Annotated in this window: 15 protein-coding genes; 4 read left to right on the top strand and 11 right to left on the bottom strand. The window is 73.0% G+C overall.

The window, feature by feature from the left end; all coding sequences use genetic code 11:
- Positions 1–125 precede the first annotated feature (125 nt).
- Positions 126–1,010, top strand: coding sequence for a helix-turn-helix domain-containing GNAT family N-acetyltransferase (locus tag ABZV34_RS14415; protein WP_356275016.1), 885 nt, complete (start codon positions 126–128; stop codon positions 1,008–1,010).
- 39 nt (positions 1,011–1,049) lie between these two features.
- Here the strand turns inward: ABZV34_RS14415 and ABZV34_RS14410 are convergent, their stop codons facing one another.
- The 8 genes from ABZV34_RS14410 to ABZV34_RS14375 form a co-directional block, all read right to left on the bottom strand.
- Complete coding sequence (locus ABZV34_RS14410; RefSeq protein ID WP_356275013.1) at positions 1,050–2,141, bottom strand: hypothetical protein; 1,092 nt, start codon at positions 2,139–2,141, stop codon at positions 1,050–1,052.
- Positions 2,142–2,143: 2 nt separating this feature from the next.
- Positions 2,144–2,521 carry a hypothetical protein gene (locus tag ABZV34_RS14405; protein ID WP_356275010.1) on the bottom strand — a complete coding sequence of 126 codons (378 nt, stop codon included), beginning with the start codon at positions 2,519–2,521 and terminating at the stop codon, positions 2,144–2,146.
- Positions 2,514–4,355 carry a hypothetical protein gene (locus ABZV34_RS14400; protein WP_356275007.1) on the bottom strand — a complete coding sequence of 614 codons (1,842 nt, stop codon included), beginning with the start codon at positions 4,353–4,355 and terminating at the stop codon, positions 2,514–2,516. Before ABZV34_RS14400 ends, ABZV34_RS14405 begins: the two co-directional genes overlap by 8 nt.
- A gap of 183 nt (positions 4,356–4,538) precedes the next feature.
- Complete coding sequence (locus ABZV34_RS14395; RefSeq protein ID WP_356275004.1) at positions 4,539–5,528, bottom strand: malate dehydrogenase; 990 nt, start codon at positions 5,526–5,528, stop codon at positions 4,539–4,541.
- Positions 5,529–6,013: 485 nt separating this feature from the next.
- Positions 6,014–7,228 carry an XRE family transcriptional regulator gene (locus tag ABZV34_RS14390; protein ID WP_356275001.1) on the bottom strand — a complete coding sequence of 405 codons (1,215 nt, stop codon included), beginning with the start codon at positions 7,226–7,228 and terminating at the stop codon, positions 6,014–6,016.
- A 439-nt stretch (positions 7,229–7,667) separates the two neighbouring features.
- Complete coding sequence (locus tag ABZV34_RS14385; protein WP_356274999.1) at positions 7,668–8,246, bottom strand: helix-turn-helix transcriptional regulator; 579 nt, start codon at positions 8,244–8,246, stop codon at positions 7,668–7,670.
- A gap of 277 nt (positions 8,247–8,523) precedes the next feature.
- A complete protein-coding gene (locus tag ABZV34_RS14380; protein WP_356274997.1) occupies positions 8,524–9,183 on the bottom strand; it encodes a DUF3017 domain-containing protein in 660 nt (219 codons plus the stop codon).
- Between the two features lie 52 nt (positions 9,184–9,235).
- Positions 9,236–10,090, bottom strand: coding sequence for a bifunctional methylenetetrahydrofolate dehydrogenase/methenyltetrahydrofolate cyclohydrolase (locus ABZV34_RS14375; protein WP_168531814.1), 855 nt, complete (start codon positions 10,088–10,090; stop codon positions 9,236–9,238).
- A 279-nt stretch (positions 10,091–10,369) separates the two neighbouring features.
- On the opposite strand from ABZV34_RS14375, the gene ABZV34_RS14370 reads away from it, so the two are divergent.
- The gene (locus tag ABZV34_RS14370; RefSeq protein WP_356274995.1) at positions 10,370–11,023 is read left to right on the top strand and encodes a hypothetical protein; all 654 of its coding nucleotides are present in this window, start codon (positions 10,370–10,372) and stop codon (positions 11,021–11,023) included.
- Positions 11,024–11,128: 105 nt separating this feature from the next.
- Here ABZV34_RS14370 and purH read toward each other — a convergent pair whose 3' ends face one another.
- Positions 11,129–12,718 (bottom strand): bifunctional phosphoribosylaminoimidazolecarboxamide formyltransferase/IMP cyclohydrolase, encoded by a 1,590-nt coding sequence (gene purH / locus ABZV34_RS14365; protein WP_356274992.1) that lies wholly within the window; start codon positions 12,716–12,718, stop codon positions 11,129–11,131.
- Positions 12,715–13,386 (bottom strand): phosphoribosylglycinamide formyltransferase, encoded by a 672-nt coding sequence (gene purN / locus ABZV34_RS14360; RefSeq protein ID WP_356274989.1) that lies wholly within the window; start codon positions 13,384–13,386, stop codon positions 12,715–12,717. The genes purH and purN overlap by 4 nt, the downstream gene beginning before the upstream one ends.
- 330 nt (positions 13,387–13,716) lie before the next feature.
- On the opposite strand from purN, the gene ABZV34_RS14355 reads away from it, so the two are divergent.
- Positions 13,717–14,544 (top strand): hypothetical protein, encoded by an 828-nt coding sequence (locus ABZV34_RS14355; protein ID WP_356274986.1) that lies wholly within the window; start codon positions 13,717–13,719, stop codon positions 14,542–14,544.
- A 318-nt stretch (positions 14,545–14,862) separates the two neighbouring features.
- Here the strand turns inward: ABZV34_RS14355 and ABZV34_RS14350 are convergent, their stop codons facing one another.
- A complete protein-coding gene (locus ABZV34_RS14350; protein ID WP_356274983.1) occupies positions 14,863–16,554 on the bottom strand; it encodes a DUF6350 family protein in 1,692 nt (563 codons plus the stop codon).
- 84 nt (positions 16,555–16,638) lie between these two features.
- Here ABZV34_RS14350 and ABZV34_RS14345 point away from each other — a divergent pair, with 84 nt between their 5' ends.
- Positions 16,639–17,928 carry a helix-turn-helix domain-containing protein gene (locus ABZV34_RS14345; protein ID WP_356274980.1) on the top strand — a complete coding sequence of 430 codons (1,290 nt, stop codon included), beginning with the start codon at positions 16,639–16,641 and terminating at the stop codon, positions 17,926–17,928.
- The last annotated feature ends 46 nt before the right edge of the window (positions 17,929–17,974 follow it).

Below are 17,974 nucleotides of genomic sequence, written 5' to 3'. Positions count from 1 at the left end.
CGATCGGTGACCATAAGTGCGCTGTGTCACTGAAAAATCGGAAGAAACGTGATCAGAAACGGCGCACGCGGGGTGGTCCGCCCGGCCTTCCTCCCCCTCCCCTCTTCTTTGACTAAGGTCAAAGAATGACGGAGACAGTGTCGGCGGAGGACGTGCGGGCGCTTCGGCGCTTCAACCGGTACTTCACCCGCCGCATCGGAGTCCTGGACGACCGCTACCTCGGACAGGACCGGCCGCTCGGCGAGGCACGGCTGCTGTTCGAGATCGGGAGCGGGGTGTCGCTGCGCGAGCTGCGGAACCGGCTCGGCCTGGACGCCGGATATCTGAGCCGGATGGTCCGGGCGCTGGAGGCGCAGGGGCTGGTTCGGGTGAGCGTGCCGGCCGAGGACAGCCGGCTACGGGTCGCGGAGCTCACGCCGGCCGGCCGTGACGAGGTCGAGGAGCAGAACCGGCGGGCCGACGCGCTCGCCGGAGGCCTGCTCGGCGGACTCGACGAGCGGCAACGCGACCAGCTCACCGCCGCCATCCGCGCCGCCGAGCGGCTGCTGCGGTTGGCGGGCATCACCGTCGAGGCCGTCGACGGCGCCTCGCACGACGCGCGCGACTGCCTCGCCCGGTACGCCGCCGACATCGACGAGCGGTTCCCGGAAGGGTTCGACCCCGCCGCCCTCGTACGGCCCGCCGAGGTGTCCGGGGACTCGGGCGCTTTCCTGGTCGCGTACGAGGAAGGGCGTCCCGTGGGATGCGGGGCGCTGCGGCTCCTGGAGCCCGGGGTCGGCGAGATCCGCCATGTATGGGTGCGACCAGAGGCCCGGCGGCTGGGTCTCGCGCGCCGGATCCTCGTCGGGCTGGAGCAGGAGGCCGCCGGACGCGGCTGCGCGGTCGTACGGCTCGACACGCACGAGGTGCTCACCGAGGCGCAGTCGATGTACCGGGCCTGCGGATACGAGGAGATCCCCCGGTACGACGACAACGTCTACGCCGCTCACTGGTTCGAGAAGCGACTCTGATCGTTCCCGGAGCCGCTTCCTGGCGGCCGGTGCCCTGGTTCAGCAGACGCCGGCCAGGCAGAACGACGTCACCGCCGCCCCCTGGATCTGCTGCTGCTCGGGCCACGCGTCGGCCGGTCCCGAGGTGAGGACGACGTACAGCTCACCGCCGCCGGCCGGGAGGACCCGGTCCAGGGTGCGCACGTCGACGCCCCACTTCTGGCTGGGGTGGGAGTAGTCGAGCTCGGCGGCCTCGCCCCGGGCGTCGGGCACGGTCCTGAGACTGTTGCGGTGATAGCCCGGGAGCTGTTTCCTGAGGTCCTTCTCGGCCACCGTGAGCGTGCCGCGCGGGGTGGGGTCGTCCTCGCTGACCCGGAAGACCTGGAGATAGCGGGGACCTCCGCCGGACTCCCGGAAGAAGTAGATCGTGACGCCGTTCTTGCCGTTCTGCGTCTCCGGCTGCCAGCCGTCCGGCACGGCCATGCCGAACTCGCCGTTCGAAGCACGGTGGTATCCGGCCGGGACAGCGCTCGCCGAGGGGGACGCGGAGGTGGCGTCCAGGGTCGGTGCGGGGGTGGAGGCGGAGCTGGGTGCGGGCGTGGGTTCCTGGGCGCTCGGGCCGGTGGGCGCGGTGGACACCTTGGTACCGGCGTCCTTGTGCGTGCCGCCGCTGTCCCCGCCCCACACGTACCAGCCGCCGAACCCGGCCGCCCCGCCGACGAGCAGGGCCGCGGTCAGCACCGTGGCCACGCGCCGCGCCGAGGGCCGCGAGGCGGGACCGGGAGGGGGAGGGGGAGGAGGACCCGGGGTCGCGTAGGCCGGATGGGCCGGGTAGTAACCGCCCTGGTCGGGGCCCGGGAAGAGGGCGGGGGCCGGGTACTGGCTCCGCTGGTCGAAACCCGAGTCGGCGCCGGTGGTCGAACCGGAGCCGGAGCCGGAATCGTCGGCGGAGCCGGGCCCGTCCCCCGGGCCCGGGACAGGAGCCGGGCCGGGCGCGGGCGCGGGGCCGGACACAGGCACGGGGCCGGGAGGGTGGACCGGCTCGGAGCCGGGGCGCGGCGGAGGCGGCGGGGTGTAGCGGCCCTGTGGCGCGCCACCCGTCTCCCAGCTCTGCGTCTCGGCGTTCCAGTGGACCTCGTCCTGGCCGCCCACGGTCAGTTCCCCAGCAGCGCGGCGACGGATTCGGCCACCGCGCCCGCCGAGGCCAGCAGCCCGGTCAGCGCGCCGGCGTCCGTGAGTGCCTGCCGGAGCCGGGTGAGCCGGCTCTGCCCCGCCCGGCCCGACTCCTCGATCTCGGCCTGCGCCACGGCGAGTTCGGTGTCCAGCCCGGCCGTCTGGCTGCTGGCGACCAGCCGCCCGAGGTCGGCGCGGAGCTCACGCACCTGGCGCAGCAGTTCCTCGTGCGCCGGGTCGCATGGCGGCGCTCCGGCGCCCGGCTGATTGACGACGTTGTTCCCGTCGCCGATCGCGAAGGCTCCGCTGACACCGCTGATGTTGATGGATCCTCTTCCGGCGGCCTGCTCGTCAGCCATTCCCATCCCCTCCCGCCCCGTTCGGTGTGCCCGGTGTACCTGGTGGTGTGCCTGGTGCACCCGGTGTACCTGGTGCACCCGGTGTGTTCGACGCGTCCGGCGCACCGGACGTACTTGGCGCGCCCGGCGCACTCGGTGTACTCGGCGCCCTGTTGGTGACGACGTTGTTGTCGCCGAGGGCGAACGCCCCCTGAGCGTTCTCGATCAGGGTGCTGCCGCCGCTCACGTTGACGACCTTCTGGGCGAACTCGTCGGTCCGGTAGCCGGAGTCCTTCAGAACCTGCCGCACTCCCTGCGCGACCCGGTCCTGGATCGACTTGAGATAGCGGTTGACGTCCATGTTCTGGAAGAGCGAGGCGGTGTCCCCGGAGCCCAGCTCGCGCACCGACCGGGCGGGCCCGTCCGGCATCGCCGCGCCGTAGCCCGCGGTGAGGATCCGCCAGGTCAGGGCCACTCCCCGGCCCACTGTCGCGGCCGCGAGAGGTGCCGATCGAGGCGTACGGGCGAGCGCCCACACCGCCTTGCCCAGCGGGCTGTTGTGACGGTGCTGGTGGGCGATGCGGTCCGCGTTCTCGAAGTCGGCCCGCACCGGCAGCAGGACGTGCGGGGCGATCTCCAGCATCAGCATGCCGCCCTGGGTGTGCACGCGGACGAAGACGGTGGTGACGACCTCCTCCTCCCAGCCGCCGACCCGTGCCCGCAGGAAGTGCCGGCGCGTCTCGCCGCCCTCCTCGACCGACTCGGCGCTGTGCACGACGAACGCGTCCTGCTGGTAGGGCGCGAGGTCCCTGCGGGGCAGCCCCGCCACCGGCAGGAACACGCACTCGTCGATCTCCAGGCGGCGCAGCCGGTCCCGGACCGCGCCACCGGCGTGCGCCGAGGGCAGCCGCAACCGCGCCAGCATCTCGTGGACGCGGTCGAGGATCACCCGGTTGTTGATGGGCAGCGGCGGCTCCCGGCGCTCCGGGTCCGGCCGCAGCTCGACGGCGAGACTCCAGGTGTCGTACGCCTGCCCGGCGCCACAGAAGGGGTGCGCCGCGTGGTACATCACCAGGGGCGAGTGCTGCTCGACGCGGATGCGCTGCCGCAGCCGCTGGAAGCGCCGCCCCTCGGCGAGTTCGGCGGGGTCGGCGGCCATGTCGCCGAAACGCGCCGGGTGCAGCTCGTGCGCCAGCGCCCGCGCGAACTGACGGCGCTGCAAGGCGACGCACACCGCCACCAGCAGCAGGACGAGCAGCGCGGACCAGGCGTTGACCGGCTGGATGCGGAGCCCGCCGTTCTCGAAAAGTGCCGTCGCCAGAGGCGTGGGGAGGATGGCGTCGAAGAGGTCGAAGAGCTCCCGCTGGTCCGCGACGCCGAACGCCGCGCGCACCGTCGTGACCGAGGCGTAGATCAGGAGGAACCGCCCACTCCAGCGCAGCCACCCGGCGGGGAACCTCCGGTACCACGGGGGGCGTTGCTGCGCGCCCCGGATCCAGGAGGCGGTGGCGAGCACCAGGCACGGGAACAGGAGGGCGGCCAGCAGGTAGTCGGAGAGCGGGAAACCCACCGCCCACAGTCCCAGGATCGCGGCCGCCCAGCCCAGTTCGAGCCGGCGTGCGCGCAGGGCGTGGGCCAGGACGCGCGCCGCGTCGTGGCCGAGCGAGGGTGCGGCGAGCCGCTCCTCATGGACGTACAGCTCCTCGATCACCGCGTCGCGGTAGCCCGCGTCCAGGTAGGTGCCCGCGCAGAGCAGCCGCGTCGCCTCACTCGCCCCCGGCGGCACACCCGGCTCGCCGGACACCGTGGTCCGTGGTGGCCGTGGTTGCTGAGGCAACTGGAATGTCTGCGTCAACGCTGCTCCCCCGAGGCGTGAACTGCCGTGTTGCGCACACGCGTTGGTGTGTCCGGCGTCACAGCATAGGGGTCGTGTGGCATCCCCGCCGCATTTATCGCACAGGAACGGCGCGGGCCCCGCCCGGGAAACCCGGACGGGGCCTGCGTGGAGTACCGCGAGGTGCGGCGGGGGTGCGAGGGCTCAGATGAGACCGAGACCGCGGACCGCGTCGCGCTCCTCCTCGAGCTCCTTGACGGAGGCGTCGATACGGGCGCGGGAGAACTCGTTGATGTCCAGGCCCTGGACGATCTCGTACTGCCCGTCCTTGGTGGTGACGGGGAAGGAGGAGATGATCCCCTCCGGGACGCCGTACGAACCGTCCGACGGGATACCCATGGAGGTCCAGTCGCCGTCCGCGGTGCCGTTGACCCAGGTGTGCACGTGGTCGATGGCGGCGTTGGCGGCGGAGGCCGCGGAGGAGGCGCCACGGGCCTCGATGATCGCGGCACCGCGCTTGGCGACGGTCGGGATGAACTCCTCGGAGAGCCACTTCTCGTCGCCCACGACCTCGGCGGCGTTCTTGCCGGCGACCGTGGCGTGGAAGATGTCCGGGTACTGGGTGGCGGAGTGGTTGCCCCAGATGGTGAGGCGCTTGATGTCCGCGACCGCCGTGCCGGTCTTCTTCGCGAGCTGGGTCAGCGCGCGGTTGTGGTCCAGACGGGTCATCGCGGTGAAGCGCTCGGCCGGTACGTCCGGGGCGGCGGCCTGGGCGATGAGGGCGTTGGTGTTGGCCGGGTTGCCCACGACGAGGACCTTGATGTCGTCCGCGGCGTGGTCGTTGATGGCCTTGCCCTGCGGCTTGAAGATGCCGCCGTTGGCCGACAGCAGGTCGCCGCGCTCCATGCCCTTGGTGCGCGGGCGGGCGCCGACGAGCAGGGCGACGTTCGTGCCGTCGAAGGCCACGTTGGGGTCGTCCGTGATGTCGATCCCCGCGAGCAGCGGGAAGGCGCAGTCGTCGAGCTCCATGGCGGTGCCCTCGGCGGCCTTCAGCGCGGGCGTGATCTCCAGGAGGCGCAGCTTGACCGGCACGTCCGCGCCGAGCAGCTGGCCGGAGGCGATGCGGAAGAGCAGGGCGTAACCGATCTGGCCGGCCGCGCCGGTGACGGTGACGTTCACGGGAGTGCGGGTCATGGCGTTCTCCGTATGACAGCTGGCGGTGGGGCGTCCCTGCCCCGGGGTGCAGGATCGTCCCCTGCGTCCACCGCGTTGATCGATCAAAGGTGCCGATGATCGATCTCTCGGTGTCAAGAGAGATCCGCCGTCAGGCTATCGCGCATCCGATACCCCCGATGGCCGGGTCCCGTGTGGCCCACCCCACAGAGGCCCCGAACGGGCGGCCGCCGGCCCCGGAGAGGGGCGGCGGCCGCCGAGGGGGCGCCGCGTTCCGTCCGGGACGGGTGTACGTCCCGTTCCTCCCGGACGGCGCCGGATCCCGTGGGGGTTGTCTGTCCGCCTGCCCCGGCCGGGAGCAACCATGCCTCCCGATTTCCGAGCGCCCCTGTCCCCGAGCGCCCCTGTCCCCAGTTCCCCCCTTGGTGCGGGCCAGGGCTGCGGATTTTCAGCCCGTCCGGCGTTTGAGGACGAGCCCCGCACCCTCCATCACGCCAGCCCCTACTTCACCGCGTACACCCCCGCTGCCCCGACTTCAACGTCACGCACGCCTTGGCCTCACCGGCATCCTTGACGGCGATCATCGGCGTGTACGCATCGGTGTCGGCGTCCACCGAACCGGTCTGCCCGGGCGCGCCGCCGGCGGACACCACGACCGAGTCACCGGCCACGGCCTGCGTGATGCGAGCCCAGGCAGTGCCACAGGTCTTGCTGTAGCGGACCTCGACGAGCGTCGTACCGACGGTGATGCTGGTGGGGGTGGTCGCCAACTGCCCTCCGCAGCCCATGTTCTCCGGATCCTTGCCCGTACAGTCGCTGCCGCTGCACTTCACGCCGGCCGGCAGGTCGGGATGGGCGGAGGCGGACGTCGTGGGCGTCCCGGCCGCGCCCTGGTCCTTCTTGTCGCCGCCACCGCCCGTGAGGAGAACGGCCACGGCGATGACGACGAGCGCACCCACGACACCCGCGAGGAACATCGTCAACCGCCGCTTACGCCGGGCCCCGTCGAACGCCGCTCCGTCCGACGCCGCTCCGACGGGTGGGGCGGCACCCGCCGGCGAAGCACCGGCGGACGCGGCGGCCCTCGCCGGACCCGCCGCCACCGGCGGCCCGAACCGCCCCGCGCCCCCGGACGACGGCGTGGCGACGGCCCCCCAGCCACCGCCACCGCCCTTCGAAGTCCCTCCGGACGAGGAACCGCCGCGCGCACCACCCGCGTTCGAGGGCGAGGCCCCGGACGCCGAGTCCTCCGCGTCCGCCGGGGTCGGCTGCGGCGGCACCGACGGCACCACACCGGCGGGCCCCGCGATCCCGGGCGTCACGGTCGTGCCGCGGCCCTTGCGGACCTGCTTGCCGCCGCTCCCGTTCACCGGTGCCGCGCCGGACTCCCCGAGCGCGGCCCGCGCCTGCGAGATGCGGATCGCTTCCATGGTCATGTCGTGGCGCATCTCCGAACGGCTCCAGGCGCGCTCGGCGAGTTCCCACATGGTGGTGAGATGAATGGGACTGGTCCCGGTCACCTCGGCCAGGGCGACGATCGCGCCCTTGGGCGCGAGGAGCCGGCCGTTGAGGTAACGGTCCCAGGACGTCCTGCTGTAGCCCGTTCGGTCGGCCAGGGCGGCCACACTCAGCCCGCCCCGGTCGACCAGTCTGCGCAGCTGGACAGCGAACTCCTTGACCTGCGGATCGAGTTCATCCGGCAAGGCCTTCCAACGAGGCATTGCTCTTCCCCCCTGCTTCTTTCCCCCCGTGCGTGCCTGACATTTCCCCCCGCGCGGCTCCCCCCGGGCTCTCCCCCGCGTGCGGGCGGGGAAGGGGCCCATCGCCGCCGAGTCCCCGTTCTGGTTACCCACAGGGATGCGTCCGGCCAGGACCCCAGTTCCCGGAACCGGGGCGCACAGGAGCGTTCGGGCCGGAGCATGCGCCGTCGCACGCCCGTCGGGCCGCGGTCCCAGTGTCCCATTTCCCCCGTCCCGGCCAAACGGACTCGCGACCTCCGCACGGATGTGCTCCAGGCGTTCGCGCGGGACGTGCGGGACGGTCCCGGCCGCTCACACCAACGGGACGTCCGGGACCAATCCGGCCGCATCATCGAACCCGTCAAGACATTGGCACAGCGGGAACGCGGGAGCGACCCCGCCGGTCATGGAAGTGCCCGGGTCACCCGAGAGTGACGGCACCCGCGACAGCGGCGAGGAGGAGCGCGAGAACGAGCAGGGCCGCGTAGAGGAGGAGACGTCCCGTGCGCGGACCGGGCGGGGGTTCCTCGTCGAGCAGGTCCCACCACGGAAGCGTGGGGTCCTCCTCGTACCCGCTCGCGCCCGCACGGTCGTCCACGCCCTGCCGCACGCCGCCGTGTCCGTCGTATCCGTCGCGTCCGTCGTGTCTGTCGCGTCCGTCGTGCGTGCCGTCACCTCCACCGGGGACGGGCCCGCCCACGGGAAGGCGTAAGGGCGCGGGCTCGCGGGGCCAGACCCGTACCGCCAACTCCCAGCGCACGCCGAACCGTTCGGCCTCGGCGTCCGGGAGACCCGCGACCCGGCACAGCGAGGCGACCGCCTGCCGGGGCGGCGGCTGGGTCGCGTTGAGGTACCGCTGCCAGGACGACTTGCTGTACGCGGTGCGCGCGCCCAGCGCGACCAGGCTCAGCCCGGTGCTGTCCTTGAGCAGCCGCACCTGCTCGACGAAGTGCCGTACCTCCGTGGGAAGTTCCTCCGGCAGCGGCTGCCAGGCACCCATCGCTCACCCACCTCCTGCGGCGTTCCGGGGGCGTTCGTCCGCCTCCGTCGTTCCCCGTGAGCGAGGGACGGCGCCGGGCGGTGGGACGGTTCCCGTCACGCGGCGCGGACACGATGGCGGAACGGTCACTTCCGTGCCACAGCGGACCACCGGCTGTTGTAACGCCCGTTCCTGTGCAGAAGGGTTGTCCCCGGGCGGCCCGGCCGCCCGGCCGCGGCCCGTCCTTACTCGGGGGAGAGGACGGGTCGCGGCGCCGTGCGCGGACGGCGCGGGGGGCTCAGCGGACCGTGAAGTGCAGCGTGTCGTCCAGGAACGGGATCACCAGCCACGGAGTGGGCTGTGCCATCAGGGCCAGCAGCACGATGGCGAGGCCCAGCACCCCGTACGTGACCATGTCCGTGAAGCGTGAACGGACCGCGAGCATGCCCACGTCGGGCAGCATCCAGCGCATCACGGCACCGCCCAGCAGGGCGGCCCCGATCAGGATCGTGCCGAACCGGAACGCGTCCAGCGCGACCAGCAGCAGGCCGAGCCCGACGGCAGACAGCACGGCCAGGATGGGCCACTGGCGGGCCGGTGCCGGGGCGTCGCCCGACGCCGCCCGGCCGCCGCCCTCGGGCCGCGCGGTGTCCCTCGTGAACAGCGGGAAGCGGCGGGTGGTGCGGCGCGGCCGCCCCTCGGCGTCCGGGGCACTCACGGCGTCGATCGCACCGGGCTCGTCCTCCGCGTCCCCGTCCCCGGCGTCCTCCCGGGCCTGCGCGTCGTCCCCGGCCTGCGCGTCGTCCCCGACCGTCGCGTCGTCCGCGGACCTGGCGTCGTCCGGGGCCCCGGTCCCGGACCGGTCCCCCGTCCCGCCCGGCGCGGTGCCCTCGGCCCGCGCGTCGCCTTCCGATTCCGCCCGTGCGGACCCCTCGGCCCGCACGGTGGCTTCCGCCACTGCCTCCGCTTCCCGTACCGCCGACGCGGAGTCGGCCCTGTCGGAGCCGCCCTCAGCCGACACTGCGCTCCGCCGCTTCCACCACGTTGACGAGAAGCTGGGCACGGGTCATCGGGCCGACGCCGCCCGGGTTCGGGGAGATCCACGCCGCGACCTCGGCGACGTCCGGGTGGACATCGCCGACGATCTTGCCCTCGGCGCTGCGCGAGACTCCGACGTCGAGGACGGCGGCGCCCGGCTTCACGTCCTCGGCACGGACGAGGTGCGCGGAGCCCGCCGCGGCGACGATGATGTCGGCGCGCTTCAGGTGCGCGGAAAGGTCCCGGGTACCGGTGTGGCACTGGGTCACGGTCGCGTTCTCGCTGCGCCGCGTCAGCAGCAGCGGCATCGGCCGGCCGATGGTCACCCCGCGGCCGACGACCACGACCTCGGCACCCTTGATCTCCACGCCGTAGCGGCGCAGGAGGGTGAGGACGCCGTTCGGGGTGCAGGGCAGCGGGGCCGGCTCGTTCAGCACGAGGCGGCCGAGGTTCATCGGGTGGAGTCCGTCCGCGTCCTTGTCCGGGTCCATCAGTTCCAGGATGCGGTTCTCGTCGATGCCCTTGGGGAGCGGGAGCTGAACGATGTAGCCGGTGCAGGCGGGGTCCTCGTTGAGTTCCCGCACCACCGCCTCGATCTCCTCCTGGGTGGCGGTCGCGGGCAGTTCACGCTGGATGGAGGCGATACCCACCTGCGCGCAGTCGCGGTGCTTGCCCGCGACGTACTTCTGGCTGCCGGGGTCGTCGCCCACCAGGACGGTCCCCAGGCCGGGCGTGACGCCCTTCTCCTTCAGGGCCGCCACACGGACGGTCAGATCGGACTTGATCGCGGCTGCGGTGGCCTTGCCATCGAGAATCTGGGCGGTCATGGTCCCCATCCTCCCGGATGACACGGTCCAGGTTCCAATCCAGGTTCCCCTCAAGGGCCGCGGCGGCCGTCGGGCGGCCGGTTCGCCCGTATCCGGCCATGATCGTCGGTGTTGCGCTTGAGCAACACATACGGAATGCCGCTGGACAAGTAAGAGTCGGCTAAAGAACGATGAGAACACAGTGTCGCGGGCAGTACCGGGGGGACGGACCGCTCTGTAGAAACACCTCCGAACCGTGCCGCGCGTAGTCCCCGCACGAGGCAACGGAGGAATCCCGCCATGAGTTTCGGCGACCCGAACAACCCCTACGGCCCGCCGCCCCAGCAGCCCCCCAGCGCTCCCCAGACCCCTCCCGGCTACGGCTATCCGCCGGCTCCTCCGGGTGTGCCCCCGCAGGGATACGGCTATCCGCAGCAGCCGGCGTACTCCGGCTACCCGGGCGGCAACCAGATGGTCCCGCAGACGATGCCGGGGCTGCTGGTCACCGCACGCGTCTTCCTGTTCATCATCTCCGCGGTGCAGATCCTGGCGGCACTGGGCTGGTTGTACGTCGCCGCCCTCGCCAACGACGTCTCGGGCGCGGCGGACAGCCTCAGCTCGTCGTCCGACGACCCGTTCAACTCGTTCAGTGACGGTGCCGGCATCGCCTCGGGCGTCCTGCTGTTCATCGCCCTGGTCGCGGCGGGCCTGGCGGCCCTGTCGATCACCCTGGGCGTGAAGTTCGGCAGAGGCGGCCAGGGCATCCGCATCACCACCGTCATCTACGGCGCGCTGGGCGGGATCGTCGGCCTGATCATGCTCGTCGTCGGCCTGGACTCCGGCCTGGCCACCGCCATCGTCCTCCCGCTGATCTGGGTCGTCTTCGCCACCATCATCACGGTGGCCCCGGTCGTGGCGAGCGGCACCGCCTGGTTCGCCCGCCCGCGCTACTGAACGGTCCGCACCGAGGGCCGTGGCTCCCCCGCACCGGGGGAGCCACGGCCCTCGCGTGTCCGCTCGCCGCCGGGGTGACGCCCGTCGGCGACACCTCGGATCGGATCAGTGGAAGAAGTGGCGCGTCCCGGTGAAGTACATCGTGACGCCGGCCTTCTTCGCGGCCTCCACCACCAGCTCGTCACGGACCGAACCACCCGGCTGGACCACGGCCCTGACACCCGCCTCGGCGAGGATCTCCAGGCCGTCGGGGAACGGGAAGAACGCGTCCGAGGCGGCGTAGGCGCCACGGGCCCGCTCGGCGCCCGCCCGCTCGACCGCCAGCTTCGCGGAGTCGACACGGTTGACCTGGCCCATGCCGACGCCGACCGAGGCGCCGTCCTTGGCGAGCAGGATCGCGTTGGACTTCACCGCGCGGCAGGCCCGCCAGGCGAAGGCCAGTTCGTCCAGCTCGCCCTGGCCGAGCGCGTCACCGGTGGCCAGGGTCCAGCTCGCCGGGTTGTCGCCGTCGGCCTGGAGCCGGTCGGTGACCTGGAGCAGCGCGCCGCCGTCGATCTGCTTGACCTCGACCGGGTTGGCGGGCGCCCGGTGGGCGCGCAGGACCCGGATGTTCTTCTTCTTGGTGAGGGCTTCGAGCGCGCCGTCCTCGTACTCCGGCGCCACGATGACCTCGGTGAAGATGTCCGCGACCTGCTCGGCCATCTCCTTCGTCACCGGCCGGTTGACCGCGATCACTCCGCCGAAGGCGGAGAGCGGGTCGCAGGCGTGCGCCTTGCGGTGCGCCTCGGCGACGTTCGAGGCGACCGCGATGCCGCACGGGTTGGCGTGCTTGATGATCGCGACGCAGGGGTCCTCGTGGTCGTACGCGGCACGGCGCGCGGCGTCCGTGTCCGTGTAGTTGTTGTACGACATCTCCTTGCCGTGCAGCTGCTCGGCCTCGGCGAGACCGCCCGTACCGTCGACGTACAGCGCGGCACCCTGGTGCGGGTTCTCCCCGTAGCGCAGGGTGTTCTTCCGCTCGTAGGTGTGCCCGAGGAAGTCGGGGAAGCCGCTCGTGTCGGCCGCGGCGTAGTCGTCCGCGAACCAGGAGGCGACGGTGACGTCGTACGAGGCGGTGTGCTGGAACGCCTCCGCCGCGAGCCGCTTGCGGGCGGTGAGGTCGAAGCCACCCTCCTCGACGGCGGCCAGCACGGCGGCGTACCGGTCCGGGCTGGTGACGACGGCGACGGACGGGTGGTTCTTGGCGGCCGCCCGCACCATCGACGGACCGCCGATGTCGATCTGCTCGACACACTCGTCGGGCGTCGCGCCCGAGGCGACCGTCTCGCGGAAGGGGTAGAGGTTCACCACGACGAGGTCGAACGGCTCGACGCCGAGCTCGGCGAGCTGCTCCCGGTGGCTGTCGAGCCGCAGGTCGGCGAGGATGCCCGCGTGGACCCTGGGGTGCAGGGTCTTGACGCGGCCGTCGAGGCACTCGGGGAAGCCGGTGAGTTCCTCGACCTTGGTGACGGGGACGCCGGACGCGGCGATACGGGCGGCGGTGGAGCCGGTGGACACCAGCTCGACACCGGCCTCGTGCAGCCCGCGCGCGAGCTCTTCGAGCCCGGTCTTGTCGTAGACACTGACGAGCGCGCGCCGGATGGCCCGCCTGGTGCCCGCGGTGCCCTCGGCCGTGACTGTGCTGTCGGCGGTCACTGGATAACTACCTTTCGTCCCTCAATGCGATAGCCGTTGCGGGCGAGCCGCCCCACGACATCGACGAGCAGTTCTCGCTCGACTTCCTTGATGCGCTCGTGCAGAGCGCTCTCGTCGTCCTCGTCCCGGACCTCGACCACGCCCTGGGCGATGATCGGCCCGGTGTCGACGCCGTCGTCGACGAAGTGGACGGTGCATCCGGTGACCTTCGCGCCGTACGCGAGCGCGTCGCGCACACCGTGGGCCCCGGGGAAACTCGGCAGCAGGGCGGGGTGCGTGTTGACGATGCGCCCGCCGAACCTGGCGAGGAACCGCTTCCCCACGATCTTCATGAACCCGGCGGAGACGACCAGGTCGGGCTCATGGGCGGCGACCGCCTCGGTGAGCGCCGCGTCCCACTCGTCCCGGGTGCCGTAGTCCTTCACCCGCCGGACGAACGTGGACAGCCCCGCCCGCTCACCGCGCGCGAGCCCCTCGATGCCGTCACGGTCGGCGCCGACGGCCACGATCCGGGCCCCGTAGCCCTCGGGCCCGGCCTCCGCGACGGCGTCGAGCAGTGCCTGCAGATTCGTGCCTGATCCGGAGACCAGCACGACGAGGCGCTTGGCCTTGGCCACGACGGGGCCCTTTCTCGGGGGAGCGTTTGTACGGTCGTACGAATGCTTCACGCCCCGGGATACGGGGAAGTCTACGAACCGGCCGACCGTCGGCAACGATACCGGCACACCGGGCAGCCCCCACGGGACGGGGGCGTGGCCGGAAGGTAGCGTCTGGGGAGGAACCTCCCGGGAACACCGTTCGGCATGGGGAACGCCCTGTGTCCGCGGGACGTTGACCAGGGACGGACAGGAACGTCCGGGGCACGCCCCGGGGACGAACGTCCGGGGTACGAGCCCTGGGTGGGAGTCCTGGACAGCAAACCCGGGGTACGCGTCGCGAGCACGAAGCCGTGCGGACACGCCGCCCGCCAGAACCACCAAGGGGAAGACGCACACCTGATGCCGGACCGCAGTCTCCGACTCCCTCCGCTCCTGCTGCGCGAGCGGCGCCCTTCGCCCACCCCGCCGCAGGAGAACGGGAACGCACCCTCGGGCGGGGGCGACGCCTCGGGCGGACATGGCTCCTCGGGCGGGGGCGGCTCGGCAGGTGGGAGCGGCTCGGGGTCCGGCTCCGGCCCCGACGACCACAATCCGTTCGCTCCGCCGCCGGAGGGCACGCCCGACCGGCCCTGGCAGCCCAGACGCCCCGCGGGCGGACAGAACCCGGACGAGAACGGCGGCTCCGGGCAGCACTCCCCCTGGGGCGATCAGTGGAGTGACCAGCAGCCGGGCCGTTCGGCCGGCGGCGGCTTCGGTGAGCGGCCCGGTGCCCCTCAGGGCCAGGGCGGCCCGGAAGGACCCGGTGGCGGTCCGGGTGCCGGAATGCGCTGGGACCCGACGGACCCCGCGCAGCGCCGGGCACGCTACGCGCTGCTCTCCGGCATGTGGGCCTTCTTCTTCGCCCTGTTCGGCTGGCTGTACGTGGCCCTGCTGCTCGGCGCGCTCGCGCTGTACTGGGGTGTCAGCGCCCTGCGCGCCAGGCCTCGCACACCGGATCCGGACGCGCCGGCACCCGACCCGGCCGGCCGCCCCCAGACGACCGCGGCGGTCAGCGGCCTCGTCACCGCGTCCCTCGCCATCGCCATCGTCGCCGCGATGTTCTCCGCGCATTTCGTCTACAGCGACTACTACTCGTGCACCGACGACGCGCTCACCAACGCGGCGAAGCAGTCCTGCAACCAGCTTCTGCCGAAGGAGCTGCGGGGCCTGTTGGGTACGCAGAACTAGCGCGTCCCCCTTCTGGGGGCTGCCGCCCTCCGACCCCCGCATCGGCCCGAACGGCCTCGTCGTCGAACGCCGGACGGGCTGAAAGACATGCCCCCGGCCGGAATCAGCGGCTCGCGCCGGAGCTCTCGGCCCGCGCCGGAGATCTGCGGCTCGCGCCCGCGTATCCAGCCCGTCCGGCGTTTGAGGACGAGCCCCTCGGGCGTTGGGGGTCCAGGGGGCGCAGCGCCTTGGCGAGGGTCTGGCGGCGGGGGTCCCGGGGCGGAGCCCTCAGGTACGGGACGGGCAGGGGCGGCGGGGGCGAGGAACCCGTCCGTCACCTCAGTGCTCCGGCTCCGGATCCACCGCTTCCAGCAACGCCGACGCCTCCCGCAACGCCGCCCACCGCGCCTCCCTGACCACATCCTCGTGCCACGCCACCCCCACGTCGTCGGACGGCAGAAGGTCGTACGGCGCATGACTGGGATCCCGCTCATCCTCCGGGTCCACCACGAGGACCGATCCCCCGGCCGCCTGCGACACCGCGGACCCCGACCCCGGCCCCGACGCGGACTCCGGCTCCGCCACCCGCCCGCCGTCCTCACGCGCCCCGTCCTCACGCGCCCGCCACGGAGTCCACGACAACCACGCCGGCACAGACCCCACGGACCTCACCGACGCCACGGACACCACGGACACCACGGACGAAGCAGCCGCCCAGGAAAGCCGCCGCCTACGCCCGATCCCCGGCACCACCGCCCCCACCGGCACCCCGACCCCCACCGTCCACACCACCACGGCGCCCCCCACCTGCCACCACACCGGCCCGAAGTGAGCCAGCGCGCCCACCCCCAGCGGCCCACCCGCCAGCCCGGCGAGCAGCGCCATCACCAGACCGCACAGGACACCCGCGACCCCCACCCCCGCGACGACCCGCCCCCGGGACCAGCTCTCGTCCCCGCCCGACTGCACGGCCCCACCGCCCCGGGCCGCCTTCCGCAGGAACCACACCACCGTCACCCCGGCCGCCACCGGCACCGCCGCCCCCGCCCAACTCCACGGCCCCCCGGCCTCCGGCACCGCCGCCAGCAGTGGAAACGGCGGCAGCGACGGCCCCGGCGCCGCCGCGGACAACGGCCCCGCGACCTGTCCGGCCCCCAGCACCACACCGGGACCGAGGGCGTACGCGGCCCCCCACACCGCCGCGTTCGGCACCAGCGCCAGACAGAGCAGGAGTACGGCGAACCGCCCCGACCACACCGCGGTGAGCTGCTGGAAGGACTCCCGCGCCAGATCGCCGTGCCACACCAGCGACACCCCCACCAGCAGCGCACCGCCCCCGACGAGCACCGCCGCCCCGGCGAGCGCCGCCCGCGCCGAGGCGCCGAGCCACCGCCCGACCCACGGCGCCGGCGGCTCGCCGGCGGCCCAGCGGCGTACCCCGGCGGGCACCGGCGGGCGGGCGAGAGCCCGGCCCACCCAGAGCGGCACCGGTCCGCGCGGATGCCCGTACGCCGTCCACACCCCGGCCCCCGCCGCGCCCGCGGCGAGCAGGGGCAGGCACAGCCCCGACCACGCCCAGGACGGCCGCAGTTCCCCGCCCGCGGTGTAGAGCACCGCTGCCGCGCTCAGGGTCAGATAGCCCGCGACGGTGCCGGCCCACACCGTGCGTCCCGAGGCCCCCGCGTCGGCGTCGGCGGCGTCGCGCGCCGCGCGGTACAGCAGCCACACGGGGAACACCGCCAGGAGCAGCGGGGTGAGACCCACCGGCATGGGCAGGCCCGACAGGGTGTCGGTGCGCACCAGCTCCACGCCGTGCGCGAGCAGCCACAGCGCGGCCGCTACGTGCAGCGCGCCACCGGGCCCGCTGTCCGGGTACGGCGAGCTGATCCACAGCATCATGACGAGGACGGCGAGCGAGCCGAGCCCGAGCCCCGCCGCGAGCGCACCGCCCAGGAAGCCGGCGGCCAGTCCGGGTGATCGGCGACGCATCCGGGTGATCAGGAGCGACAACGAAAGCCTGTGGTCGGTCATCTGTGTCACCCCGCCATGCTCCCAACGACACGCGCTTTCTCGTCGTAACGGGCAAAGCTCGGATGTGTCGCCCAATATGCAGCTATGTACCTTTTCGTACGGAAGGGCAGCCCGGTGGTGTCCGCGACGACAGGAGACCCCGCGACCCCCCTGCCCGGCCGCGAGGAGCGCCGCCGACTGCGCGAGGCCAAGTCGCTGAGCCACGCCGACATCGCGGCCGACGTGGGCGTCACCGCCGCGACCGTGCGCTCGTGGGAGTCCGGCCGTACGACACCATGCGGGCGCGAACGGGACGCGTACGCGCGGCTGCTGACGTCCACCGGGATGGCCCGCCATCAGGAGGACGTCCGCGACGGCCCCGACCCGGACGACGCCCACGACGCCCACGACACCCATGACACCCATGACACCCACGATGGTCGACGGAGCGAACCCGCCCCCGTCCTGGCCGGCGTCGCCGCCGGCCCCGTACAGCCGCCCCCCCGACCGGCGGACCCGCCGGCGGCGCCCACCGGCTCCGGGGCGAAGCCCGCGGCCGGGCCCGGCTGGGGTCCCGGGTACGAGCCCGTCCCCGTCGGCCTGACGCCCGCTCAGGCCTTCGACGGGCTCTACGGGTTCTGCGCTCCCGCCCTCCTGCGGCAGACCTATCTGCTCACCGGGCGGCGCGAACTGGCGCGCGAGTCGGTGGAGCGGGCCTTCCAGTCGGCCTGGCAGCGGTGGCCCGAGGTGGCCGTCGACCGGGATCCGGCGGGGTGGGTACGGGCGGTCGCGCACGAGTACGCTCTCTCGCCCTGGCACCGGCTCCGCCCGCGGTACCGGCACGCGGAGCCGCCGCCCGCCGACTCCGACGACCGCGTGCTGCTCTCCGTACTCCTGGAACTGCCGCCGACGCACCGGCGGACCCTGCTGCTCTACGACGGTGTCGGGCTCGACCTGCCGGAGACCGCGGCCGAGACGGAGGCGAGCACGCCGGCGGCGGCCAACCGGCTGCTGCACGCGCGCGAGACCGTGGCCACGCGGCTGCCGGAGCTCGCGGCGCCCGAGAACCTGCACCGGCGGCTCGCCGAGGTCGCCGGGACGGAGCGGCTGCCGACCGGGAAACCCTTCATGGTGCGCTGGGCCAGCGAGCGCCGGGTCCTGCGCTGGACCCGTGCGGCGATGGCCTTCACCGCCGTCTTCATCGGCATCACCTCGCTGACCCTCAGGGCCGCCCCCGACCACTACGAACCACCGCTGGCCCCGGGGGCGACGGTGAACGGTCTGCCGCCGCGGATCGCTCCCGGGCCGCTGTCCCAGGAGGAGCTGGCCCTGCGCGCCCGGCTCAAGGCGGAGACGGCGAGCGGTCCGGAACGGCTGGTCCCGGACCCGCGGTGAGCACGGTGGGAACGGAAAGAACGGAAAGAACGGTGAGAACGGAGAG

The sequence above is a fragment of the Streptomyces sp. NPDC005195 genome, assembly GCF_040608315.1.
In the GTDB taxonomy this organism is placed as follows: Bacteria; Actinomycetota; Actinomycetes; order Streptomycetales; family Streptomycetaceae; genus Streptomyces; species Streptomyces kaempferi.
This window is presented reverse-complemented; position numbering and strand designations above follow the sequence as displayed.